This is a genomic window from Methylobacterium sp. Leaf469, assembly GCF_001424745.1.
In the GTDB taxonomy this organism is placed as follows: Bacteria; Pseudomonadota; Alphaproteobacteria; order Rhizobiales; family Beijerinckiaceae; genus Methylobacterium.
In genome coordinates this window covers 622,556-645,253 of sequence record NZ_LMRE01000001.1, presented here as the reverse complement: position 1 = coordinate 645,253, position 22,698 = coordinate 622,556, and the positions used below count along the sequence as shown (strand labels likewise).

General features: G+C 70.2%; 27 protein-coding genes. 16 read left to right on the top strand and 11 right to left on the bottom strand.

Annotation, left to right across the window (positions count from 1 at the left end; all coding sequences use genetic code 11):
- Window positions 1-196 precede the first annotated feature (196 nt).
- The 6 genes from ASG60_RS03070 to ASG60_RS03045 all read right to left on the bottom strand — a co-directional run bounded on the left by ASG60_RS03070 (window position 197) and on the right by ASG60_RS03045 (window position 4,761).
- A complete protein-coding gene (locus ASG60_RS03070; RefSeq protein ID WP_156369084.1) occupies window positions 197-1,192 on the bottom strand; it encodes an asparaginase in 996 nt (331 codons plus the stop codon).
- 97 nt (window positions 1,193-1,289) lie between these two features.
- Window positions 1,290-1,496 carry a Trm112 family protein gene (locus ASG60_RS03065; protein WP_056165938.1) on the bottom strand — a complete coding sequence of 69 codons (207 nt, stop codon included), beginning with the start codon at window positions 1,494-1,496 and terminating at the stop codon, window positions 1,290-1,292.
- A gap of 25 nt (window positions 1,497-1,521) precedes the next feature.
- Complete coding sequence (locus tag ASG60_RS03060) at window positions 1,522-2,190, bottom strand: LON peptidase substrate-binding domain-containing protein (protein ID WP_056165941.1); 669 nt, start codon at window positions 2,188-2,190, stop codon at window positions 1,522-1,524.
- Window positions 2,191-2,269: 79 nt separating this feature from the next.
- Window positions 2,270-3,163 (bottom strand): thioredoxin, encoded by an 894-nt coding sequence (gene trxA / locus ASG60_RS03055; RefSeq protein ID WP_056384196.1) that lies wholly within the window; start codon window positions 3,161-3,163, stop codon window positions 2,270-2,272.
- 115 nt (window positions 3,164-3,278) lie between these two features.
- On the bottom strand, window positions 3,279-3,752 hold the full coding sequence (locus tag ASG60_RS03050; RefSeq protein WP_056265009.1) for a hypothetical protein: 474 nt from the start codon (window positions 3,750-3,752) through the stop codon (window positions 3,279-3,281).
- A gap of 76 nt (window positions 3,753-3,828) precedes the next feature.
- A complete protein-coding gene (locus ASG60_RS03045) occupies window positions 3,829-4,761 on the bottom strand; it encodes a hypothetical protein (RefSeq protein ID WP_056357631.1) in 933 nt (310 codons plus the stop codon).
- A gap of 81 nt (window positions 4,762-4,842) precedes the next feature.
- Between ASG60_RS03045 and ASG60_RS03040 the strand changes: the two genes are divergently transcribed.
- The 5 genes from ASG60_RS03040 to ASG60_RS03020 all read left to right on the top strand — a co-directional run bounded on the left by ASG60_RS03040 (window position 4,843) and on the right by ASG60_RS03020 (window position 9,580).
- Window positions 4,843-5,373 (top strand): 2'-5' RNA ligase family protein, encoded by a 531-nt coding sequence (locus tag ASG60_RS03040; RefSeq protein ID WP_056165951.1) that lies wholly within the window; start codon window positions 4,843-4,845, stop codon window positions 5,371-5,373.
- A 22-nt stretch (window positions 5,374-5,395) separates the two neighbouring features.
- Window positions 5,396-6,160: a phosphatase PAP2 family protein gene (locus tag ASG60_RS03035; protein WP_056165954.1), complete on the top strand. Its 765-nt coding sequence runs from the start codon at window positions 5,396-5,398 to the stop codon at window positions 6,158-6,160.
- An 84-nt stretch (window positions 6,161-6,244) separates the two neighbouring features.
- Window positions 6,245-6,613, top strand: a complete 369-nt coding sequence (locus ASG60_RS03030) for a hypothetical protein (protein WP_156398770.1) — start codon at window positions 6,245-6,247, stop codon at window positions 6,611-6,613.
- Window positions 6,614-6,705: 92 nt separating this feature from the next.
- A complete protein-coding gene (locus ASG60_RS03025; protein ID WP_056384194.1) occupies window positions 6,706-8,019 on the top strand; it encodes a Gfo/Idh/MocA family oxidoreductase in 1,314 nt (437 codons plus the stop codon).
- A gap of 148 nt (window positions 8,020-8,167) precedes the next feature.
- A complete protein-coding gene (locus ASG60_RS03020) occupies window positions 8,168-9,580 on the top strand; it encodes a carbohydrate porin (RefSeq protein WP_244476567.1) in 1,413 nt (470 codons plus the stop codon).
- Between the two features lie 85 nt (window positions 9,581-9,665).
- Here ASG60_RS03020 and ASG60_RS03015 read toward each other — a convergent pair whose 3' ends face one another.
- Window positions 9,666-10,211, bottom strand: a complete 546-nt coding sequence (locus ASG60_RS03015) for a PAS domain-containing protein (protein WP_056384193.1) — start codon at window positions 10,209-10,211, stop codon at window positions 9,666-9,668.
- 129 nt (window positions 10,212-10,340) lie between these two features.
- Between ASG60_RS03015 and ASG60_RS03010 the strand changes: the two genes are divergently transcribed.
- Window positions 10,341-10,592: a hypothetical protein gene (locus ASG60_RS03010; RefSeq protein WP_156398769.1), complete on the top strand. Its 252-nt coding sequence runs from the start codon at window positions 10,341-10,343 to the stop codon at window positions 10,590-10,592.
- A 66-nt stretch (window positions 10,593-10,658) separates the two neighbouring features.
- Here ASG60_RS03010 and ASG60_RS03005 read toward each other — a convergent pair whose 3' ends face one another.
- On the bottom strand, window positions 10,659-12,089 hold the full coding sequence (locus ASG60_RS03005) for a TAXI family TRAP transporter solute-binding subunit (RefSeq protein ID WP_056165969.1): 1,431 nt from the start codon (window positions 12,087-12,089) through the stop codon (window positions 10,659-10,661).
- Window positions 12,090-12,298: 209 nt separating this feature from the next.
- Between ASG60_RS03005 and ASG60_RS03000 the strand changes: the two genes are divergently transcribed.
- The 3 genes from ASG60_RS03000 to ASG60_RS02990 all read left to right on the top strand — a co-directional run bounded on the left by ASG60_RS03000 (window position 12,299) and on the right by ASG60_RS02990 (window position 15,643).
- Window positions 12,299-12,898 (top strand): RecX family transcriptional regulator, encoded by a 600-nt coding sequence (locus tag ASG60_RS03000; protein ID WP_082478764.1) that lies wholly within the window; start codon window positions 12,299-12,301, stop codon window positions 12,896-12,898.
- A gap of 85 nt (window positions 12,899-12,983) precedes the next feature.
- A complete protein-coding gene (locus ASG60_RS02995; RefSeq protein ID WP_056265020.1) occupies window positions 12,984-14,198 on the top strand; it encodes a putative DNA modification/repair radical SAM protein in 1,215 nt (404 codons plus the stop codon).
- A 2-nt stretch (window positions 14,199-14,200) separates the two neighbouring features.
- The gene (locus ASG60_RS02990; protein WP_056384191.1) at window positions 14,201-15,643 is read left to right on the top strand and encodes a UdgX family uracil-DNA binding protein; all 1,443 of its coding nucleotides are present in this window, start codon (window positions 14,201-14,203) and stop codon (window positions 15,641-15,643) included.
- Window positions 15,644-15,650: 7 nt separating this feature from the next.
- On the opposite strand, the gene ASG60_RS02985 is transcribed toward ASG60_RS02990, so the two are convergent.
- Entirely contained in the window at window positions 15,651-15,971 is a 321-nt protein-coding gene (locus ASG60_RS02985) for a hypothetical protein (protein ID WP_056165979.1), read from the bottom strand.
- A gap of 142 nt (window positions 15,972-16,113) precedes the next feature.
- On the opposite strand from ASG60_RS02985, the gene ASG60_RS02980 reads away from it, so the two are divergent.
- The 6 genes from ASG60_RS02980 (at window position 16,114) to ASG60_RS23100 (ending at window position 20,202) form a co-directional block, all read left to right on the top strand.
- On the top strand, window positions 16,114-16,323 hold the full coding sequence (locus ASG60_RS02980) for a hypothetical protein (protein ID WP_056165982.1): 210 nt from the start codon (window positions 16,114-16,116) through the stop codon (window positions 16,321-16,323).
- A gap of 59 nt (window positions 16,324-16,382) precedes the next feature.
- Entirely contained in the window at window positions 16,383-18,014 is a 1,632-nt protein-coding gene (locus ASG60_RS02975) for a DEAD/DEAH box helicase (RefSeq protein ID WP_056384190.1), read from the top strand.
- An 89-nt stretch (window positions 18,015-18,103) separates the two neighbouring features.
- On the top strand, window positions 18,104-18,496 hold the full coding sequence (locus ASG60_RS02970) for a phage holin family protein (RefSeq protein WP_056265033.1): 393 nt from the start codon (window positions 18,104-18,106) through the stop codon (window positions 18,494-18,496).
- A gap of 99 nt (window positions 18,497-18,595) precedes the next feature.
- A complete protein-coding gene (locus ASG60_RS02965; RefSeq protein ID WP_056165995.1) occupies window positions 18,596-19,483 on the top strand; it encodes a CoA ester lyase in 888 nt (295 codons plus the stop codon).
- The gene (gene dut, locus ASG60_RS02960) at window positions 19,480-19,986 is read left to right on the top strand and encodes a dUTP diphosphatase (protein ID WP_156369071.1); all 507 of its coding nucleotides are present in this window, start codon (window positions 19,480-19,482) and stop codon (window positions 19,984-19,986) included. The genes ASG60_RS02965 and dut overlap by 4 nt, the downstream gene beginning before the upstream one ends.
- A 42-nt stretch (window positions 19,987-20,028) precedes the next feature.
- A complete protein-coding gene (locus tag ASG60_RS23100) occupies window positions 20,029-20,202 on the top strand; it encodes a hypothetical protein (protein WP_200918676.1) in 174 nt (57 codons plus the stop codon).
- A 34-nt stretch (window positions 20,203-20,236) separates the two neighbouring features.
- On the opposite strand, the gene ASG60_RS02955 is transcribed toward ASG60_RS23100, so the two are convergent.
- The gene (locus ASG60_RS02955) at window positions 20,237-20,686 is read right to left on the bottom strand and encodes a hypothetical protein (RefSeq protein WP_056265041.1); all 450 of its coding nucleotides are present in this window, start codon (window positions 20,684-20,686) and stop codon (window positions 20,237-20,239) included.
- Between the two features lie 107 nt (window positions 20,687-20,793).
- On the bottom strand, window positions 20,794-21,147 hold the full coding sequence (locus ASG60_RS02950; RefSeq protein ID WP_056166004.1) for a hypothetical protein: 354 nt from the start codon (window positions 21,145-21,147) through the stop codon (window positions 20,794-20,796).
- Between the two features lie 144 nt (window positions 21,148-21,291).
- Between ASG60_RS02950 and ASG60_RS02945 the strand changes: the two genes are divergently transcribed.
- The gene (locus tag ASG60_RS02945; protein WP_156398768.1) at window positions 21,292-22,689 is read left to right on the top strand and encodes a TAXI family TRAP transporter solute-binding subunit; all 1,398 of its coding nucleotides are present in this window, start codon (window positions 21,292-21,294) and stop codon (window positions 22,687-22,689) included.
- The last annotated feature ends 9 nt before the right edge of the window (window positions 22,690-22,698 follow it).

The following is a 22,698-nucleotide window of genomic DNA, read 5'->3' as shown; positions in this document are numbered from 1 at the left end:
TCGTAGGATACGCACGCAAGCGGCAGGATTATGACGGGCTGTACCGTTTCAAGGTGAGTGGCATGTCACACGCGGCCTGAACCCGCGATGACTGGCGCGGGACGGCGAATTACCTTGGCGGTATTTGGGGGGGTGTGAGGGGGCGAGCCGGTTGTTGGTTCGGCCCTGCCTCACGCCAATGCCGTCGGGGGTACGGTCAGCGGTTGTAATACGCTTGCAGCGCGGCCCGGTCTTTGGTCAGGGGCACCGCCAGAAGAGCGAGCACCCGGGCCTTGTCGGGGGTCAGGTCGTCGGCGAAGACCGCCCCGGCCTTGAGCAGGGTGTTGCCGCCACCCTTGAAGCCGTACACCGGCAGGGCCCGGCCGTTGTAGACCTTGGTGGCCACGATCACCGGCACGCCCTTGGCGATGGCGTATTGGATCGCGTCGTGCATCGCCGCATTCACGTTGCCGAAGCCGTAGGCCTCCACCACGATGGCCTCGGCGCCGCCATCGGCCGATTGACGCACCTGCGTGCCGTCCGCCCCCGCATACATCGACACGAGATCGATGCGCGGCATGCGCTCGGGGATCGCCAAGGTCTGGCGGCGCAGGGACTTGCGCGAAAAGATCACCCGGTCCTCGTCGACGTAGCCGAGGGTGCCGGCATCGCCCGAGTTGAAGGTCTCGACGTTGCTCGTATGGGTCTTGCGCACCTCGCGGGCGGCATTGATGCGGTGGTTGAGGGTCACCGTGACGCCCATGTCGACGGCGTCGGGCGACAGGATCTGCCGGACGGCGTTGAGGAGGTTGCGGCTGCCGTCCGCGTCGGCATCCGAGGCGTTCCGCTGGGCCCCCACCATCACCACCGGCTTGGTGCTGCGCAGGGTGAGGTCGAGGAAGTAGGCGGTCTGGTCGAGGGTGTCGGTGCCGTGCAGGACCACGGCGCCGACGATGTCGGGCCGGGCGAGCAGTTCGTCCACCTTGGCGGACAGGCCGGGCCAGAGCTCCGGGCCCATGTAGTCGCTCGGGACGTTGCTGAACTCGGTCACCTCGATCCGGGCGATCTCGCCGAGTTTCGGCACGGCGCCGACGAGGTCGGCTCCCGACAGGGCCGGCACCGGCGCCCCGGTCGCCGGATCGTTCTTCATCGCGATGGTGCCGCCGGTGGCGACGATGGCGACCAGGGGGCGCTCGGCGGCTGTGGCGGTCATGCTGGCGGTCAGGGTCCAGGCGAGGAGAGCCAGGACGGCGCGACGGAGGAAAGCAGGTTTCGTCATGGCACGCCCGGGCTTCGAGGAAGGGGAGGGGTCAGTCGGTCAGGGGCCGCGCCTCTTCGGGCAGCATGATCGGGATGCCGTCGCGGATCGGGTAGGCGAGCTTGGCCGATCGGCTGATCAGCTCCTGCCGGGCGAAGTCGTAATCCAGGGTGTCCTTGGTCAGGGGACAGACCAGGAGTTCGAGGAGCTTCGGGTCGACACGGGTCGCCTCGACCGGGCTCTGGGTGTCATCGGCCATGGGCGTTCATCCTCTATGGAAACGGTCACTGAAGGGTGGGCTCGGTGCCCGAGCCCCGCACCAACTCCATTTCGGTCACGGCGATCAAGACCTCGGCGCGTGTCTTGAGGTCGGGCGCTTCCAGCATCGCCTGCTTCTCGCGGGCGCCGAACGGGCTCATCATGCAGAGCGCGTTGACCAGCGCCTCGTTGGGCGCCTCCTCGATCCCAGCCCAATCGACCTTGAGGTCGTTGACCTCGACGAAATCCTTGAGGGCCTTGAGGACGCCCTCGCGGTCCACCGCGTCCTCACCGGCACGCGGCTCGAAATCGGCGGCGAAGTCGTCGTAGGACACCTGACAGCGGCGGTAGCGCGAAGCCACGGCCATCTCGCTCTCCACCCGGAACCGGGCGATGCCCGTGAGCGAGATGAGGTAGCGCCCGTCGCCCGTTTCGGCGAACTGGGTGATGCGCCCGGCGCAGCCGACCCGGAACAGCTTCGGCGTCATCGGCGATGTCCCGCTCTCGATGTCGGGCTGAATCATGCCGATGATCCGGTCCGTGCGCAGGGCGTCGTCCACCATCGCGAGGTAGCGCGGCTCGAAGATGTTGAGCGGCATCTGCCCGCGGGGCAGCAACAAGGCGCCCGGCAGGGGAAACACCGGGATCACCCCGGGGCAGTCGCCCGGTCCCTTATAGCCCGCATGCGTGCTCATCGCGTCGCCCCGTCGGTTCGTTGCCTTACGCGAAAATCCGGCCTCACGCGAAACCTTGGCTCGATGCCGAGTGTCGGCCTCACGCGAAGACCAGGGTCGACAACCGGCGCCGGCCCCGGATCGAGGCCTTATCCATCAGGCCCCAGGCCTCGAAGAAGGTGAGCAGCTGCTTGCGCGCCGCGCCCTCGTTCCAGGTCCGGTCCCGCCGCTCGATCTCGATGAGCTGATCCACGGCCTCGTCGCGCTTGTTAAGGCCGTTGAGGCCGAGCGCGAGGTCGAACCGGGCTTGATGATCGTTGGGGTCGGCGTCGATGCGGCTCTGGAAGGCGCCGAGATCGCCGAGTTCGGCGGCCTTCTCGGCGAGTTCCACGGCCGCCCGAACCCCCACCAGCGCCGGGTCGGTCGCCTTGTCGGCCGGCGCCAGGGCGAGGACTTCCTTCGCCTTGTCGATGGCGCCGAGGTCGAGCTGGAGCTTGGCCAGAGCCGCGATGGCGGTGACGTTGCCGGGGTCCTCGGTGAGGATGGCGGCATAGAGCTGGGCGGCGCCGGTGGTGTCCCCGACACCCAGCATCGCGTCGGCCCCGGCCAGGGCCTCCTCGATGGGGGAGGGGCCTGCCGGGCCGGCCAGGCGCTCGATGAACTCCTTGATTTGGGCCTCGGGCACGGCGCCCATGAAGCCGTCCACCGGCTGGCCCTTGTCGAAGGCGATGACGGCGGGGATCGACTGGATGCCGAGCTGGCCGGCGATGGAGGGGTGCTCGTCGATGTTCATCTTGACGAGCTTCACGGCCCCGGCCGAGGCCTGGACCACCTTCTCCAGCACGGGGGCGAGCTGCTTGCAGGGGCCGCACCAGGGCGCCCAGAAATCCACCAGCACGGGCTGCTGCATGGATTCGGCGACGACGTCCTGGCGGAAGCTCGCCGTGGTCACGTCCTTGGTCGGTTCGCCCGCCTGGGGCGCGTCGTTCAGCATCGGTTCCTCGAAACGTCGTCTGGGATGTTCGGTCGTGAGCCGGGTCTGTCCATCCGGACGCCCGTCCGTCAAGAGATGGTCGCGCGCGGGTGCCGGAACCAGTCCCGAGCGCGTCCTACTGTGCCGGGGCGCCGGGGGGGGCCTTGGTGTCGGTGACGAAGGTGCCCGCGTAGGCGCCCTTGGCGGCGTTGGCCTCGCAGGTGATCGCGGTCTTGCCCGGCGTCGGCGTACTGAACGAACAGGCGCCCACGGCCACGAGGGGCCCCTGGACCACGCCGTCCTTCGTCGTCTCGCTCGGGATCACGAGGTTGATGGGCTGGAGCGGATCGGTCTCTTCCGTACGCTCCTGCTGGGCACCGTTGCCGCTGAAGCTGAGGGCGCGTCCCTCGGCCGCGAAGTCGAAGCTCGTGCGGCTGCGCGAGACCGTGTTCATCAGCGTGCCCTTGCACGTCGATGTCAGGTCCTGCCCGGCGATCACGAGTTTCTCGCAGCGGCCCTCGAGCTTGACCGCCGTCTGCGCCAGGGCGGGGCCGGCGAGGAGGACGGGTGCGAGGACGAGGGCGAGTCGGAAGATCGGAAAGTGCGTCATGGGGCAGATGTATGGTGGCGTCCCGATCTGTCGAGGGGCGATGGGTCGAGAGGACCTCGCCACCACGAACGGTCCGTCAGGCGGCCTGCGGTGCCGCTTGCCCCGGCGGCGCCTCCTTCTGGAAGGCGCGGATGTCGAAGGCATCGTCCGGCACGCGGGTGAGGAAGCGCTCCGCCATCTCGAACAGCAGCAGGTCCGGTCGCACGGATTCGACGTAGCCCCAGTCGAGGCTCGACGACCACACGAAATGCACCTCGCGAAACGTCTCGGCGAGGAGGCCCGTCAGCATGATCGGCGCGAAATGGGCGTAGGAATCGCCGAACAGCACCACCGTGCGCGGGTCCGCGCCGGGGGTGTCGTTGCGATAGATCACGTGGGCGCCGACATGCAGATCGGGGGCGCGTCCCGCCGCCTCGTAGGCCTCCACCAGGGGACTGGCGTAGTGGCGCCGCGCGTCGCGGTCGATGACCCCGTGGCTCGCCGTCTCCTCGGGCAGGCTCGACAGCTTGTCGCCGAGATCGCGCACTCGGGTCGTCTCGAAGCGCGGCCGGTCGAAGAGATCGGGCGGCGGCACCGCACCGCAGGCGCGCAGCAGGGTGCGATAGGCGAAGAGGCAGCCGTCGTAGTTCCAGTGGGTGTCCGTGCGGTAGTAGAGCGGCACGGGGCCATCGCGGGCCGCCCGCATCGGCCCGAGCAGATCGACGAACGCCGCGTCGTTTCGCAGCCGCTCGGCCAGGCGCCGGGCCGGCGAGCGCTTCGGATCGAACCCGAGCCCGTCCGTGCGGTCGTCGTAGACGGACAGCTTCTCCGGCACGAGGGTGTGGACGTAGCGGATACCGAGGGAGCGCGCCCGGGCGGCGCGCGCTTCGATGAGCTTCGCCCAGGCGCGCAGGCGCCACCAGCGCGACGGGGTCGCGCGGTACTGCGCGAGCACGCCGTTGCTGCCCCCGATCAGGAAGAGCCAGCCGTCCCGGCCCACATGAACGATCTCCCGGTGTTTTCGCCGCATGCGCGGTCCTTAGACGCCGAAGGGGCCGCTGAACAGGGAGGCCCTGGACCCGGGGCTAGGCCTGCGCCATCTGCCGTTTCCATGACGCGAACCCCCGCCACGTCCGATCCCCTGATCCTGACCCTGGAGATGGATGCGCAGACCTTCGCGCATTTCGACGGCCTGCGCCGACGGCATTTCCCCGCCGCCCTCAACCACATCCCGGCTCACGTCACCCTGTTCCATCACCTGCCCGGGCTCGACGAGGCGGGCATCACCGAGACGGTGGTGGCCCTCGCCCGGACGCAGGCGCCGCCGGAGGTGGCCGTGACGGGACTGCGCTTCCTCGGGCGCGGGGTCGCCTATGGGCTCGATGCGCCCGGCCTCTCCGCGTTCCGGGGACGCCTCGCCCATGAGTTCGCGTCCGTCCTCACCGCCCAGGATGCCCAAGGCTGGCGCCCGCACGTGACCATCCAGAACAAGGTGACGGCCGGTGTCGCCCGCGCGCTGCTGGCCGAGCGCGAGGCCGCCTTCGCGCCCTTCACCTTCACGGCGCCGGGCCTCGTGCTATGGCGCTATCTCGGCGGTCCGTGGGAACGCCGCGCCGCCTTCGCGTTTGGAGAGAACCGGTGAGCCAGCACAGGACGACGGCGCGATGAAATCCCTCACGGCCTTCGGGCGCATCGACCCGCTGATCGGCCGGGCCAACGCCTTGCGGCTGGCGCTGCGCCTCAACGAGGTCGGGGCCGTCGTGGCGCTCCTGGCCGTGAGCCTGCTCGGCTACGGTTTCTTCGCCCTGGCGAGCGAGGTCGGCGAGGGCTCCACCGCGGCCCTCGACCGCAAGATCCTGCTGTCCCTGCGCAATCCGGCTGATCTCTCCGACCCCATCGGGCCGCGCTGGCTCGAGGAGACCATGCGGGACATCACGGGACTGGGCAGCATCTTCACCATCGTGTTCGTCACGGTGGCGGCCGTGGCCTACCTCGCCATGACCGGGCGGCGCCGGATCGCCGTCTTCGTGGTCGCCGCCATCGGCGGGGGCGAGCTCGCCTCCACGGTGCTGAAGCTGTTCTACCACCGGCCCCGGCCGGACCTCGTGCCCCACGGCATGGAGGTGTTCACCGCGAGTTTTCCGAGCGGCCACGCGATGATGTCGGCCATCGCCTACCTCACCCTCGCGGCCCTCGTCGCCCGGGTCGATCGCCAGCGCGGCGTCAAGGTGCTGGTGATGCTGGTCGGCGTGTCCATGACCCTGCTCGTCGGCTTCAGCCGGGTCTATCTCGGCGTCCACTGGCCGAGCGACGTGCTCGCCGGCTGGTGCGTCGGCGCGGCCTGGGCAGCCCTGTGCTGGTTCATCGCCCTGCAACTCCAGCGCCGCGGCGAGGTCGAGGCTCCGGGCACGGCGTCGGCACCCCGTTAACGCTGCGGACGGAACGGCGACGAGGGCACGCATCAATTGTGGCGCGGTTGTGGTTGTATGGTCGCGCAACCCATGGAGATCCGCTTGACCGAACCCCGAGAACGCCGACGGGACCCGCGCCAGCGAAGCCTCCTCGGTGCCAGCCTTCAGGTCGGCCCCGGTGAATCGACCACCACCTGCCTCGTGCGCAACGTCGGTCCGGAGGGAGCCAAGCTCATCGTGAGCGCGGCCGTGCCGGTGCCCGCCACCTTCCCGGTCACCATCGACGTCCGGCGCGAGACCCGGACGGCGCATCTCGTCTGGCGCGAGGGCGACGCCATGGGGATCAGCTTCGCGCCCGAGAAGTCCGCCGGCGTCACGGTTCCCCTTGATCTGGTGCGGGAGCTGCGTGCGGTCCGGGCGGAGAATTCCGGCCTGCGGGGACGCCTCGCCGCCGCCGGCCTGGACGACTGACCGCCGAAACATCCAAACGCAGGAACACGCGCTGCCGCATGGCGTTCCCGGACAGTCATCGACCTGTCCGAGGCTTTCAGCGGCGTGAATTCATGAGCGACGACTTTCCCGTTTCCCGACGAAACCTTCTGCGCGCCGGCGGCCTGACGGTCACGGGGGCGGCCCTCGGCCTCGGCACCGGGGCTGCGGGCGCGCAAGGGCTGCCCGGTCCATCCGTGCCAGCCGATACGGGCGCGGTGCAGGGCGGCAAGGTGATGTTTCCGAACTGGCGCGGCGCCGGCGATCGGGTGCCGCCACCGCCGCCCGCGCCCCTCCCCCCGGCTCAGCGGGTGGGCTTCGCCGTGGTCGGCCTCGGGCGCCTCAGCCTGGAGGAAATCCTGCCGGCCTTCGGGGAGACGAAACGCGCGCGCCTCGCGGCCGTGATGTCGGGCACGCCAGCCAAGGCCCGCCTCGTCGCCGAACAGTACGGCGTACCGGCCGATGCGGTCTACGGCTACGACGGGTGGGAGCGCTTGGCGCAGAACCCGAACGTGAGGGCCGTCTACATCGTCACGCCCAACGGCCTGCACCGCGATCACGTCGTGGCCGCCGCGAAGGCGGGCAAGCACGTGCTGTGCGAGAAGCCGATGGCGAATTCCTCGGCCGAGGCACGCGAGATGATCGAGGCCTGCGCCAAGGCCAACCTCAAGCTCATGATCGCCTATCGCTGCCAGTACGAGCCCTACAACCGTGAGGTGACGCGCCTCGCCCGCTCCGGCGAGTTCGGCAAGCCGCGCCTGATCCAGGCCTTCAACGGGCAGACCACGGGACTGCCCGAGCAGTGGCGCCTGCGCAAAGCCCTGGCGGGTGGGGGGGCCTTGCCGGATATCGGTCTCTACTGCCTCAACGGCGTGCGGGCGCTGACCGGCGAGGAGCCGGTCTCGGTGGAGGCGAGCGTCTATTCCCCACCGGGCGATCCGAAGTTCGCCGAGGTGGAGGAGACCGTCTCGTTCGCCTTGCGGTTTCCCTCCGGCCTCATCGCCCAATGCATGACCGGCTACGGCATCCATGAGTCGCGCCGGCTCCAGCTCCATACGGAACGGGCCGACATCGACCTGCGCAACGCCTTCGCGTATCGCGGCCAGCACCTCGTGGTGTCGCACCCGGACGGCGCCGTGGAATCGCAGGATTCGCGGATGCTGACGGCGAAGAACCAGTTCGCCCTCGAGATCGACCACATGGCCCGGTGCATCCTCGATGACCGGCGCCCGCGTACCCCCGGCGAGGAGGGCCTGCAGGACCACGTCCTCATGGAGGCGATCTACGAAGCCGCGCGATCGGGTCGTCCTGTCACCGTCGGGCCTCCCCCGGGAAGCGCTGGCGGCCTCGATGTCACGCGTGGCCCGGAACTCGACGACGCCGGCTGAGGAGCCCTCCGGATCGTCATGAAAGCAGGGTAGGGTCGGTTTCGAACACCGACCCGAAAGATCGCCCATCTCCCGCCTACGCCTCGCCCTCTGCCTGCTCGGTCTCGCGAGCCTTCGCGGCGCCCAGGCACAGAGCCCGGCCGAGGAGCTGGCGCGAATCGCGGCCGAACCCATCGCCATCGGGTCGTCCCGGGGGGCCGGCGGCGATCCGCAGACCTCGGTCGCGCAGTCGGTCACCTCGTCCCGGCCCTCGGCGAACCTCGACACGTCCATCGAGGATCAGCTCGGTCCCTCCGGCGATCCGTTCGGCCTGCGGGCCTTCCTCAAGACCCGCGGCATCACCTACAGCCTGACCTACATCGGCGAAGGCCTGGGCAATGCGACCGGGGGATTGCGGCGGCGCGCGATCCTCGAAGGCCTCCTCGACCTCGAGATCGATGTCGATCTCGGGCCCCTCGTCGGCTGGCAGGGGGCGCTCCTGCACACCAACCTGTTCCAGATCCACGGTGCGGGCCTGTCGCGCGGCACCCTCGACAACATCATCACGGTCAGCGGCATCGAGGCCCTGCCGTCCTCGCGCGTCTACGAACTCTCCTTCGAGCAGAAGCTGTTCGACGACCGGTTCTCGCTGCGGTTCGGGCAACTCGCCGCCGACACGGAATTCGCCGTGACCCAGACCGGCACCGTGTTCGTCAATTCCACCTTCGGCTGGCCCAACAACATGGCCGTGGTGATCCCGAGCGGCGGCCCGATCTATCCCCTGGCGGTCCCGGGCGTCCGGGCGAAAGTCGTGCCCAACGCGAATTTCTCGCTGCAGGTCGGCGTGTTCGACGGCGATCCGGCCGGTCCCGCCCGCTCCGGCGCCGATCCCGACCCGCAGCGGCGCAACCGCACCGGCACCAACTTTCGTACCAACGACCCCGCCCTCGTCATCGCCGAGGCCGCCTACGCCTACAACATCGAACCCGGCAGCACCGGCGAGGCCGGAACCGTGACGCTCGGCGGCTGGCACCATTTCGGGCGCTTCGACAGCCTGCGCTTCGACGGGAACCGCGTTCCCCTGGCCTCACCCGACAGCACCGGCATCGCCCGCCGGTTCCGGGGCGACAGCGGCCTCTACGGCATCATCGACCAGACGATCTACCGGGAACCCGACGACCCCAACGACGGCGCCAGCGTGTTCGTTCGCGTGGCCGGCGGGCCCTCGGACCGAAACCTCATCGACCTCTATGTCGATGCCGGCATCGCCTACAAGGGATTGGTGCCGGGACGCTCCGACGACACCGTCGGCATCGCCTTCGCGCTCTCACGGGTGTCGCGCACGGCACGGGCCTTCGACACCGATACGATCCTGGCCACCGGTGCCCCGGGTCCGCGCCGCAGCAGCGAGGCGGTGCTGGAGGCGACCTATCAGGCGGTCCTCGGCCCCGGCGTGACCGTGCAGCCGGATGTGCAGTACATCTTCCGGCCGAGCGGCGGCATCGCCAACCCGCGCGATCCCGATGCCGGGCGCATCCGCAACGCTGCGGTGTTCGGCCTGCGGACGACGATCCGATATTAGGGGTATCGGTCCTGAAGGGGGTGCCGGTTTTCGGAGCGAACCCGATGGCCGGTCGGATTTCCCGTTCGTCCGCGCCCGCGACGGATCAGTTGGGCCTGCGTTCCGCCTCGACCTTCTTGGCCAGGGCCCGCCCCACCTCGTACAGGGCCTCGCGCAGGCCCGGGAGGGCCGCCTTCGCGCCGTCGTTCTCGATGAGTGCGTTGGCGATGAGGAGATGGTCGGCGATGGTCTCGAGGTGGTCACTCGCCGTGGTCATCGGGTGCGGCGGCGGGGGCACGAAACGGCCGATGTTGCCGAACGCCGCCGGTGTCTCCGCCCCGTCCAACGACAATTCGGTCATCGACCCGAGGTAGCCCAGAAACGTGCGGCCCGGCGGGCCGAACGAGGGAACACCGCCGGCGCCGATCCAGCGAGCGCCACCATCCGTGGAGCGCAGGCGGAACTGGATGCAGAACTCGGACGTCGTCTCGACCGCCTGCACCAGGACCCGCCTGACGATCGGACGGTCATGGTCGTGGAGGCACGACAGCCAGCCCTCGTTCAGGGCGGCGGCGATGGGCTGGCCCGTGAGTTTGGTCCATTCCGGGCTGACATGGCTCAACGCGCCAACCGGATCGATCGCGAAGATCACTGAGCGGCTCCTGCCTCAATTCAGCATCATCGCGGATGTATCGCGTATGCGATCGCGGGCCTGCGGCCCGCGCGGTTATGTCTTTTGATAGATGGCGTCGTCCATCGCAATGGTTCCATGGTGCGACTTATGGTCGAGAAACAGCGCCGGGCGGATCGGGACGAGAGAATTCGTGCGCGCGTCGGGCAGATCGCCGACGCACTCAACGTCCCGACGGAGTATTTCTACGCGGATACCACGGCACAGAGCAGTGCCGCGGAGGCGAACGAATGCTTGCGGCTGTGGTTTCAGATCGAAACGCCGGAGCGCCGCCGCCGGGCCCTCGCCCTCCTGCGCGCCCTAGCGGAAGGCGAAGATCTGGCGGAAAGCGAAGAGCCGTAGGGCCGTCCGTGCGGCGCTGCCGCGTCATCCTTCGAAAACGCTCGGCCGCAGACGTTGAGGCTGTGTCTACTCGGCCGCCGGGGTGTTGAGCGCCAGCAGGCGGGCCGTGCGGGTGCGGGCCGCCGTCCGCGCGGCGTCCGGCTCGCGCCCTTCCAGGGTCCGTCGCGCATCGTTGACCGCGGCATGGACGGCGTCGATGGCGAGGATCAGGGCGCTGATCGTCCGGGTGTCGATGTTGCGGGCCCGGGCGTGCTGGACCACGTCGGCCACCAGGCTGTCGGTCTCGAGCACGAGACCGTCGAGGTCTTCCCGCGTGCGCGCCGACCGCACCTCGCGCAGGAGATCGAGGAGTCGATCCAGCACCACATCGATGCGCTCGCGCTGCTCACGGGCGAGGCGCTGACCGAGCCAGGCGATACCCGAGCCGATGGTGCCGCCGAAGAAGGCGAGGAGGTAGATGTAATCCTCGTAGCGCTCGAACAGGGTCTGCTGCTCGCGCTCGAAATAGTCCACCGCGCCCGGATGGTTGGGCAGGCGCGCGCTGGTGGCGGCGACGCTCGAATCGAAATCCGGGGCCTTCATCAGCTTGGCGATGGGAGCTTGCGGGGCGAGCTTCGAGCGCCACTCGAACAGGTGCTGGGTGACGGAGGCGACGGTGATGCGGCTGACGCTGCCCCGGGCCATCAGCCGGTAGGACGCCCCGACGGTCTTCACGTCCTCCTCCGGGCGCTTCGGACGCCCGCCGAAGGTGCCGGCCGGGATCGTCACGGATTGTAGTTCGGGCATCCGTTGGATGATGGCCTCGCCGTCGGGCACCGAGACGAACGTCACCTGCTTGTCCGCCGCGGCCGCCTCGACCGCCCGTACGGTGGAGATGGCGGCCTTCGACGCCGGGGCGGCGATCACCGCGACGGCGTCGACGCGACCCTCCTGCAGGGCGCTCGTCACGTCCGCTGGCTTCAACGGCACCAGGGCGACGCGGGCGGGGCCCATGACCCTGTCCGGTCCGGCGTCGCCGATCGGCTCCGCGGTGAAGTCGTAGAAGCCGAGCAGATTGGTCACGAACGGCACGTCGGCCTGATGCCGTTCGACGATGCCGAGGCGCTTGCGCGACAAATCGGGAAAGCTCTCGATGGCCGCCGCCGCGGGGGCGACGATGAGCAGCGCCTCGTCGTGCAGGATCGCCAGGGTCAGGCCATTCTCGGGCAGCAGTACGTCCGGGCGCACCACTGCGAGGTCGGCCTCGCTGCGCTGGAGGGCTTCGGCGGAATCGCGCACGTCGTCATAGGGGATGACCTTGAGGCGGACATCCTCGTGGCCACGGGCCAGCGCACGGGCGTAGGTCTGGAGCAGGTTCGCCTCGGCACCGTCACGCGGACCGACGGCCACAGTGAGCGTCGTCGGACGCGACAGGTACACCACCGCTCCGGCCAGGGCCGCGAGGCCGAGGGCCAGCACGACGAGGAGCCATTCGCGTCTCAGGAGGAATGCCGGCATAGCATGCTCGAGCCCTCGTCCATCCTTGCGATCCGGGTCGGATCCTTATTGGGAGTCTGAACCGGAAACCTGTCCGAAGCGTAAAGAACCGATGAATGCCTCAAACGTTGCAAATCCCAAGCCGGGGAGGGGCAAACCCTTCCCTGGGAAGCGAGCCTTTTTTGAGAGCAGGCCCTTTTTGAGAGCAGGCCTTCCATGACAAGCCTTCCATGAAAGGAACGTCGCCTTTCGACAGGTCGAGCCGGGACACGCCGGCGGTCGTCAAGCCGACCCGGCCCGTGAGCGCGGCCTATCTGGAACGGGCCGCCCTACATTACCTCGAGCGCTACAGCGCCTCGGTGGCGATGCTGCGGCGGACCCTCCAGCGGCGGGTGGACAAGCGCTGCCGTCTGCGCGACGAGGACCCCTCCGTCCACGCCGAGACCATCGACGCCGTGGTCGCCCGGGCCGTCAGCGCCGGCCTCGTCGACGATGCTCGCTTCACCGCCGGCCGGATGGCGGCCCTGCGCCGACGCGGCACTTCGGCCCGAGCCCTCTCGGCCAAGCTCGCCGCCAAGGGGGTGCCGCGCGGCCTCGTCGACGAGGCCATGGCGGCGGAGCGCGACGAGGCCGAAGCCGAGGGGACCGACACCGAGGAGGCCGCCGCCAACGCCTATGCCAAGCGCCGGCGGCTCGGACCCTGGCGCCGGCCCGGCACCCGCGAGGCCCACCGCGACCGCGATCTCGCCGCCATGGCCCGGGCGGGCTTCCCCTACGGACTCGCTCGCCGCATCGTCGAGGCGGAGCTGGAGCCGGACGCGGATTCCTGAGGCTGCGACGATCCGGCAGCGCACACGATCGTGTTTCGTCGAAGAAAAAATTGAACGAACCGCGAACGGAGCGCATCTCTCTTCCATGGACGAAGCCCTCGCGAAGAAGCTGCGCATCCTCGCCGATGCCGCCAAGTACGACGCCTCGTGCTCCTCTTCCGGGGCGCCTAAGCGCACGGCCGGCAAGGGTGAGCTCGGTTCGACCACGGGGGCGGGCATCTGCCACGCCTACACGCCGGACGGGCGCTGCATCTCGCTCCTGAAAATCCTGCTGACGAACTACTGCCTGTTCGACTGCGCCTATTGCGTCAACCGGCGCTCGTCCAACGTCGCCCGGGCGAAATTCACCGTCGAGGAGGTCGTGACCCTCACGGTGGAGTTCTACAAGCGCAACTACATCGAGGGCCTGTTCCTCTCGTCCGGCATCATCAAGTCGCCCGACCACACCATGGAATTGCTGACCAGGGTGGCGAAGTCGCTCCGGCGCGACCACGGCTTTCGCGGCTACATCCATCTGAAATCGATCCCGGAAGCGAGTCCCTGGCTGATCGAGGAAGCGGGCCTCTACGCCGACCGGCTTTCCATCAACGTCGAACTCCCGACCGAGGTGAGCCTGGAGCGGCTGGCGCCGGAGAAGAACGGTCTGGTCATCCAAAACGCCATCCAGCAGATCGGCGAGCGGATCGTCGAGGCGAAGGCCGAAAAGCGCCGGTTCTCGCCGGCCGGACAATCGACACAGGTCATCGTCGGCGCCGACGCCACCACCGACGAGGCGCTGATGCGCAAGAGCGCGCATCTGTACGGGTCGTTCAACCTGAAGCGGGTCTATTACTCGGCCTTCAGCCCGATTCCGGATGGCTCGACCATCCTGCCGTTGAAGTCGCCCCCGCTCCAGCGCGAGCACAGGCTCTACCAGGGCGATTGGCTGCTGCGGTATTACGGCTTCACCCCCGACGACGTCGCCGATGCCACCGAGGACGGCATGTTCGCCCTCGACGTCGACCCGAAACTCGCCTGGGCCCTCAAGCACCGCGCGCACTTCCCCCTCGACGTGAACCGGGCCGATCGGGAATGGCTCTTGCGGGTGCCGGGTCTCGGGGCGCGCGCCGTGGACAAGATCATTCGGGCGCGGCGCCACACGCGCCTGCGCCTGGAGGACGTCGCCCGCCTCACCTCCGGCCTCAAGCGCGCCCGGCCGTTCCTCATCACGGAGGATTATCGCCCAAGCGGTGGGCTCACCGATCGCCTCGACCTGCGCGCGCGGCTCGCGGACCCGCCGAAGCAGTTGAGCCTGTTCTGACGATGGATCCGGGCGACCTGTTCGGGGCCGGCCCACGGGCGGTGTCCCTCGCGGCCGGCGCGGATGTCACGGGATTCCGCAATGCCGTCCGGCGCCTCGTCGCCGGCGATGTCCCACCCGAACGCGTGGTCTGGTCCGTCGGGGAGGCGCCCGGCCTGTTCGGGGCAACGGACGAATCGGGCGAGACGCCGCCGCTGGCCCTGCCGCGCGGGGTCGCCGACCTCGTGACCCGGGTGGTGCCGCATCGCGACCCCGAGCGGTACGCCCTGCTCTACACCCTCGTCTGGCGTGTCCTCCACGGCGAGCGCCGCCTGCTCGAAGTGTCGAGCGACCCCCTGGTTCATCGCCTGGAGCGCATGGCCAAAGCCATCGCCCGCGACCTGCACAAGATGCACGCCTTCCTGCGCTTCCGCCTTGTGGAGGGTGAGGGGCCGGAGCGCTTCGTCGCCTGGTTCGAGCCCGATCACCATATCCTGCAGGCCGCAGCCCCGTTCTTCGTCGGCCGCTTCCGCAGTCTGCACTGGACGATTCTCACCCCCGAGGGGTCTGCCCTGTGGGACACCGCCGCGCTCACCTTCGGCCCACCGGGACGGCGGGAAGACGCGCCGACAAGCGACGGGTTCGAAGCGGGCTGGCGCGATTACTATGAGAGCACCTTCAATCCCGCCCGCACCAACCTCGCCGCCATGCGGGCGGAGATGCCGAAGAAGTACTGGCGCAACATGCCGGAGACCGCCGCGATTCCGGGCCTCGTCCGAGCGGCGGCGTCGCGCACGGATTCGATGATCGAGCGCGCGCCCCAGAAGGCGATCAAGCGCGATCCCGTCCGGGCGGTGGCCGCCATGGCGGATCAGGCTCCGGAATCCCTCGACGCCCTGAACGCCATCATCCGGCGCTCCGAGCCCCTGGTGCCGGGGGCGACCCAAGCGGTTCTGGGCGAAGGACGGGTGGGCGCGGCCATCGCCTTCGTGGGCGAGCAGCCCGGCGATCACGAGGACCGACAGGGGCGCCCCTTCGTGGGACCCGCGGGCCAGCTCCTGTCGAAGGCCATGGCGGAAGCCGGCCTCGTGCGTGGGGACGCCTACCTCACCAATGCGGTCAAGCACTTCAAGTTCGAGGAGCGTGGAAAGCGGCGCATCCACCAGAACCCCACCGCCGGCGAGGTCAGCCACTACCGCTGGTGGCTGGAACGCGAACTCGACTTCGTCGCGCCCCGCCTCGTCGTCGCCCTCGGCGCCACCGCCGTCCTGGCGCTCGCCGGTCGGGCGATCCCCGTCACCCGGGCGCGGGGCCCGGCGGAGTTCGGCAAGGGCTACGCCGGGTTCATCACCGTCCACCCGTCCTACCTGCTGCGCCTGCCTGACGGGGCGAAGGACGAGGCCTATGCGGCCTTCGTCCAGGATCTGCGCCGCGTCGGCGAACTCGCGACGCGGCTGGCGGCCTGACGGGTCTTCAACGCCGTCGCGTCAATCCGAACAACGCGAACCCCGCGAGCGCCGCGAGGCCGAGGGCGAGACCCCGGTTGCCGTTGACCGCCGTCGCCACGGAATCGCCGGCGCGGCGCAGGTCGTCGGCGAGCGGCGAACCCGTGAGGATGCGCTCCGCCCGAGCCTTGTTCTCGGGCCGCGTGTTGATGGCGACGGAGAAGTCGTCGTCGTGGCGGATGATGTCGATGCTGTTGCGGGCGAACCCTGCCCGCGCGAGACGGTCGCGCGCCGAACGAGCCTGGTTCAGGGAAGGAAAGGCAACCGAGGCGAGCACGCTGTCCGACATGAAATCTCCATCTCCGCTTGGGTTTGAGCCAAACACGGCGGCGCGAGGGGGAGTTCCGTTTCGCCGCCTTAAGGCCTCCGCAACCCGGGCCGCTTAGGCCCGCGTCGACCCCCCCAGGACGGCCCTGACAGGAGATGCCCGCTTGCGCGATCCCTTCGTTCCCGACGCGCTGGCCGAGCGCCTGCGGGCCAAGCGCCGCAACACCCGGCCGGTGGAAGCGCTCACCTGCGAGCCGGCCAAACCCGTCTTCGCCGAGCTGCTGGACGGGCGCGGCCACGGCACCGGGCAGTTCGTGCGCCTGTCGCAGGGCATGGTCGAGCGCATCACCCGGGTGGTGCGCGGCACCGATTAGCCGGCCCTCGCGCCCGCCCGGTGTTCCGCATCCGTGCGAACCGCCGTAGAGACCCGGCGATGGAGCTCAGACCCTACCAGCGCGCCAGCCTCGACGCCCTCTACGCGTCCTGGCGCACCGAGACCGGCGACGGCCTGATCGTCCTGCCCACGGGCGCCGGCAAGGCCTTCGTTATCGCGGCCCTGGTGCGGGAAACGATTGCCCGCGAGGCCGGCGCGCGGATCGCCGTCGTCACTCACACCCGCGAGCTCATCGCTCAGAACCACCGCGAACTCCTCGCGTACTGGCCCGAGGCCCCGGCCGGGATCTACTCAGCGGGGCTCGGCCGGCGCGAGACGGCGACGCAGATCCTGTTCTGCGGCATCCAATCGGTCTGGAACCAGACCGATTCCATCGGCGCCTTCGACCTCGTGGTGGTGGACGAGGCCCACCTGATTCCGCGCGCCGCCGAGACCCGCTACGGCCGCTTCCTCGCCGCCCTGCGGGCCGCCCGGCCCGATCTGCGCGTCGTCGGCCTCACCGCCACGCCCTACCGCCTCGACAGCGGCCGCCTCGACGAGGGCGCGGGCCGCTTGTTCGAGCGCATCGTCTACGAGGCCAATGTCGGCGACCTCATCCACCAGGGTTACCTGTCGCCCCTGATCTGCAAGGCCACCGCCACAGCGCTCGATGTCTCCGGCGTGGGCAAGCGTGGCGGCGACTACATCCCGAGCGCCCTGGAGGCGGCGGTGAACCAGGACTGGATCACCCGCGCGGCCGTGGAGGAGATGGCCGGCTACGGCCGCGACCGGCGGGCCTGGCTCGCCTTCTGCGCCGGTGTGGCCCATGCCGAGGCCGTGCGCGACGCCGTGCGGGGGCAAGGGGTCTCCTGCGAGATGGTGACGGGCGAGACGGCCAAGCGCGAGCGCGACCGGATCGTGCGCGACTTCCGCGCGGGCCGCGTGCGCTGCCTGACCTCCGTCGGCGTGCTCGCGACGGGGTTCAACGTGCCGCGCGTCGACCTCATCGCCCTCCTGCGCCCGACCCAGAGCACCGGGCTCTACGTCCAGCAGGTCGGCCGGGCGCTGCGCACCGCGCCGGGCAAGACCGATGCCTTGATCCTCGACTATGCCGGGCTGGTGCGGATGCACGGCCCCGTCGACATCGTCACCGCCCGCAGCGCCGCGCTGATCAAGGGCCGCGAAGGGGAGGTGCGGGCGAAAGCCTGCCCGGGCTGCGGCGCGCTGATCCCCCTCAACGCCAGCACCTGCGAGGGCTGCTGGGTCGAGCCGGAGGACGAGGCCGACGACGGGCCGAGCCACGAGGCGGCGGCCGAGGACGAGCACCCGATCCTATCGCGGGCCGTGCCGGTGTGGCGCGGCATCCGGGGCTGGCAGCTTGCCCGCCACATCGCGTCGGGCAGCCTCGACGTGGTGTTCCGCACGGAGGACGGGCTGACCCACCGGGTCCGGATCGGCCTCGAACAGACCGGCTATCCCCGCGAGAAGGCGGTGCAGTGGTGGCGCCAGTTCGGCGGCGGCCGCGATGTCCCCATGAGCGTCTCCGAAGCCCTCGACCGGGCCGACGACCTCACCCGCCCCGCCGCGATTCTCATTCGCACCAACGGCCGCCTGTCCGAGAGCGTGAGCTACCGCTTCGCCGATGGGCGCACCTTCGTCGATACGCGGCGCCTCGACGGAGCCGGCGCCTGATTGCCCGGGGTCGGCGATTTCGCGGAACACGCATGGCCCCGCCACGGTTGCACCGTTCGGCTCCCCGGGGAGTCTCAGCGAGGAACACCATGCGAGATCCGTCGGCGAAAGGTGTCGGCGCCCTGTTGAGCGACAGTGTGCGCCATGCGGCCGACCTCGTCGGCGGCGAGTTCGAGCTCCTGCGCCGGGAGACCGACGGCAACATCCGGGCGATCCTGGGCCTCATCGCCACGTTCGGCACGGCCTCGCTGCTCGTGCTCGCCGCCCTGATGCTCTTCGTCGTCTTCCTGGTGAAGGCGGCCGGCGCCCTGCTCGGCTCGGAGGTCGCCGGGGCCCTCGTCGTCGGGGGGCCCTTCGCCCTCGCCACCGTCGTCCTGACCGTGCTGGGAATCAGGCGCATGTCCCGCGACAACCTCGCGCCGCGCCGGTTCGAACGGCAGGTCGCCCGCGACGCCCGCATGGCGACGCGCCCGCGCGGCTGACACGCGCGCTGGGTACGTGAGCGCTCGCCTTGAATCACGGCGCCGGGGGCGGTACCGCTCCCGGCCGATGCACGGATTCGAGCGACAGGGTTGACCGCCATGACCGAGATTCGCCCCCGCCGCAGCGTCCTGTCCATGCCGGGTTCGAATGCGCGAGCCCTCGAGAAGGCGGCCCGGCTTCCCACGGACGTGGTGATGATCGACCTCGAGGACGCGGTGGCGCCCGAGGCGAAGGAGGCGTCCCGTCAGGCCGTCGCCGAGGCGGTCGGGTCGGGGCGTTTCGGCCGGCGCGAAGTGGTGGTCCGGATCAATCCCCTCGACACCCCCTGGGGCGAGGCGGATCTCGCCGCCATCGCGCCCGCCGGCCCCGACGCGATCCTGGTGCCGAAGGTCACCCACTCCGATGCCCTCGTGGCCGTCGGCTCCCGCCTGCGCCGCCTCGGGGCGCCCGAGCGTACCCGCGTGTGGGCGATGATCGAGAGCCCCATGGCACTCCTGCACATCGGCGAGATCGCCAGTTCCGCCCGCGACGTCGACACCCGGCTCGCCTGCCTCATCGTCGGCCCCAACGACCTCGCCAAGGCGAGCCGTGTCCGCCTCGGCGTGCCGGGGCGTCCGGCCCTGCTGCCGTGGCTGATGACCGTGATCGCCGCCGCCCGCGCCTACGAGATCGACGTCATCGACGGGATCTACAACGCGTTCCGCGACGCCGACGGCTTTCTGGCCGAGTGCGAGCAGGGCCGCGATTGCGGCTTCGACGGCAAGATGCTGATCCATCCCGACCAGATCGCGCCCGCCAACGCGGTGTTCGGGCCGACGGATGCGGCCGTGACCGAGGCCCGCGCCATCATGGCGGTCTTCGCCGATCCGGCGAATGCCCGGCGCGGCGTGGTGGCGTTCGAGGGGCGGATGATCGAGCGCCTGCACGCCGTCGAGGCGGCGCGGGTCGTCGCCATGGCGGAGGCCATCGCGGCGCGGGCGGCGTGATTCCCGCGCCCGAACTCGCCGTCGATCTGCGTCTGCTCGACCCGCGCCTGACCGGCTGGGGGTTTCCCCATTGGGGATCGGCCTGGGCCGCCGGCCTCGACCTGCATGCCTGCCTCGACGCGCCCTTGACCCTGGCGCCGCAGGGGCCGGCCGTGCTGATCCCGGCGGGGTTCGCCGTGGCGATCCGCGACCCGTCCTGGTGCGCGCTGATCTATCCGCGCTCCGGTCTCGGCCACCGCGACGGGCTCGTGCTCGGCAACGGCGTCGGGGTGATCGACGCCGATTACACAGGCCCGCTGATGATCTCGGCCTGGAACCGCAACCCGGCACCGGGCCCGGCCCTGACCATCGCTCCCGGCGACCGCATCGCCCAACTCGTCTTCACCCGCATCGTCCGCCCGGCCTTCACCCTCGTGTCCGGCCCGGTCGAGACCGGGTCCGGGCGCGGCGCGGGCGGCTTCGGTTCGACGGGCGTGGGGGTCGGACGGACCCAAACGCCCTGAGCGGTGTTCACCCCTCGAACAAGCATCGAGCGAGGGACCCTCATGGCATTCGTATCGCAGACGGTGATGGAAGAGGGATTGGCCGCCAAGCGTGCCGGCCTGTCGGACGACGCCAACCCGTACCCGGCCGGTTCGCAGAACAGCGCCGACTGGCTCGAAGGCTATACCGCCGACGAAGCGGAGCAGAACGTCGACCGGATCGAGTCGGAGGCCTGACGCGCGCGACTCGGCGGCGAGCCCCCGGGCTCCCTCACAGCCGCTGTTGACCCGCGGGCAGGCCCGCCTGCGTAACTTCGATGCGGATCGTCGCCCGGCGGACTTCCCCCTCCGCGGTCTCGACTTCGATCTGGACCTCGTCGAACCCGGTGAACTGGGCGTTGGCCTGGTAGACCACGACCTGCCCGGACACCTTCTGGTCCGGGCAGCGGTTTTTCTTGCCCGTGGCGATGCTGGCCGTGGTGGCGATGACCCGGCCGTGCTTGGGCAGGCCCGGCACCCGCAGGGTCGGCGCGGCGCCCAGGCTGCAATCGCGCTTCAACGGATTGAGCACCGCGATCTGCACCGGCTTGCCGGCGGCGACGCTCACCTGGGGCTTTACGGAATCGGGATTGTCGGCGCCCTGGCCGAAGGCCGCCGGTGCGGCGAGGAGGGCGGCAGCGAGGACGAGGCGCTGGGTGCGACGGGCGGCGATGCCGGGCATTCGGGTCTCCGGTCGAGCCCCCCGGAGGCGGGGCGGCGGGAGCGGACCCTATCGCGGGCCGGGCTTCGATTGAACCCGCGCGGCGGCCCTCGCCCGAACAGAGGCGCTCAGCGCCGCAACATGGCGATCCAGGAGGAAACCGGATCGACCACATAGGCGGCCATGGAGGACGCCCATTCCCGTGCCCGTGCCACGATGGTCCGATTGCCGTCCCCGCCCGCGCGCTCGGCCATGAGGGCGGCGACGTAGGCGTCCTCCCGCTCCTTGCAGGCATCGAGGGCGTTGCGCTGTGCGCCGGCCTTGCCCTGGAGCGCAGGCTGCTCGGCGAAGGAGTCGCGCACGCAGGTCGTCCATGCCCGCTCCAGGGCCGCCACGTCGGGCGCGGCCAGAACCGTGCCGAGGGGCAGGACGAGGGGCGGGCCGAGGGCCAGACCGAGGACGAGTCGCGCGGGGATTCGCATGGGCTCGATATCGCCGATCCGACCGATCCTTGACAAGGGAAGCCCCGGCCTCGCAACCGTCACGCCGCGTGATACGTTGCGGTGCTGCGATACCCGAGCCGCGAAGCTTCATGGGAGCCGGACCCGAGGATGCACCTGCCAGCGATGCCCATCCGGCGCGAGCTGGTCTTCCTCGCCCTCACGGTGCTCCTCGTGCTCGCGGCGGCGGGCGCCTTCTACCTGTCGCGCGCCACCACGCTGACGGTGGCCGTGGCGCCGAGCGACGGCACCGAACCCGCGCTGATCCGGGCCTATGCGGACGCCCTGAAGGTGAGCCGCAAGGAGATCCGCCTGAAGGTCGTCCCCTTCGACGACGTGCGCGACTCCGCCGCCGCCCTGCAGACGGGGAAGGCGGATCTGGCCGTGGTGCGCCCCGACGTCGCCTTGCCGGAGAACGGCCTCACCCTGGCGATCCTGCGCGATCAGGCGATGATCATCGCCTCGCCCGAGCCCTCCGGCATCACGGCCTTCGACGACCTCGACCGCAAGCGCCTCGCCATCCTGGCCCACCGCGACGCCGACCACACCCTGATCAAGGCCCTGGTGGAGCATTACGGCCTCACCCTCCTCGACGGCGCCCCCGACGGCCCGGTGCCCGCCCGCCACGTCGCCCTGGTGCAGCTCGACGAGGCGGACCTGGCCCAGGCCTTCGCGAAGAAACGGATCGACGCCGTCGTCTCCGTCATCGCCCCGGCGGCACCGACGGCCTTGCGCATCGTCGGAATCGTCCAGGCCGCGAGCCGCACCCGCAAGGTCGCCTTCGTCGATGTCGCCGACGGCACCGCCATCATCGAGCGCATGCCCCGGCTCCAGGCGGTGACGATCCCGGCGGGGCTGTTCGGCGGCGCCCCGAAGGTGCCCGCCGACGATGTCCGCACCATCGGGGCGTCCTACCGGCTCATGGCCCGGGCCGGCCTGTCGCGCACTGTGGCGGCGGACGTGACCCAGCACCTGTTCGAGTTGCGCAGCGGCCTGTCCAACGCCACGGCGGCGGCCGATTACATGCTGGCGCCGAGCTACGAGACCACGGCCGCCGCCACCAGCGCCCGCCTGCCGATCCATCCCGGCGCCATCGATTTCTTCGAGCGCGAGCAGCAGGGCTTCATCGAGCGCTACGAGACCTGGATCTACCTCGTCGCCTTCCTGGGCGGCGGCTTCGGCTCGGCCCTGGCCTGGATCCGCCAGCGCCTGTCGCGGGTGCGCCGCGAGCGCGTCGAGGAGGCCACCGACCGGCTCCTCGCCATTCGGGCCGAAGCGCGGGAGACCACCGACCGCGCCGGCCTCGATGCCCTCGCGGCCGAGATCGACGATCTCGCCGGGGAAATCGCCCGGCACGCCCTCGAGCGCCCGTCGGAGGCCCGCACCATGAGCGCCGCCGCCATCGCCATCGACGCCGCCCGCTCGACGGTGCGGCGCACGACCCTCAGGGGCGACGGCCGGTCCGGGCGACCGGACGCATCGGAGCCGCCAGCCACTGCCCTGTCCGCCCCCGAAATCGCCTGATCGCGGCGG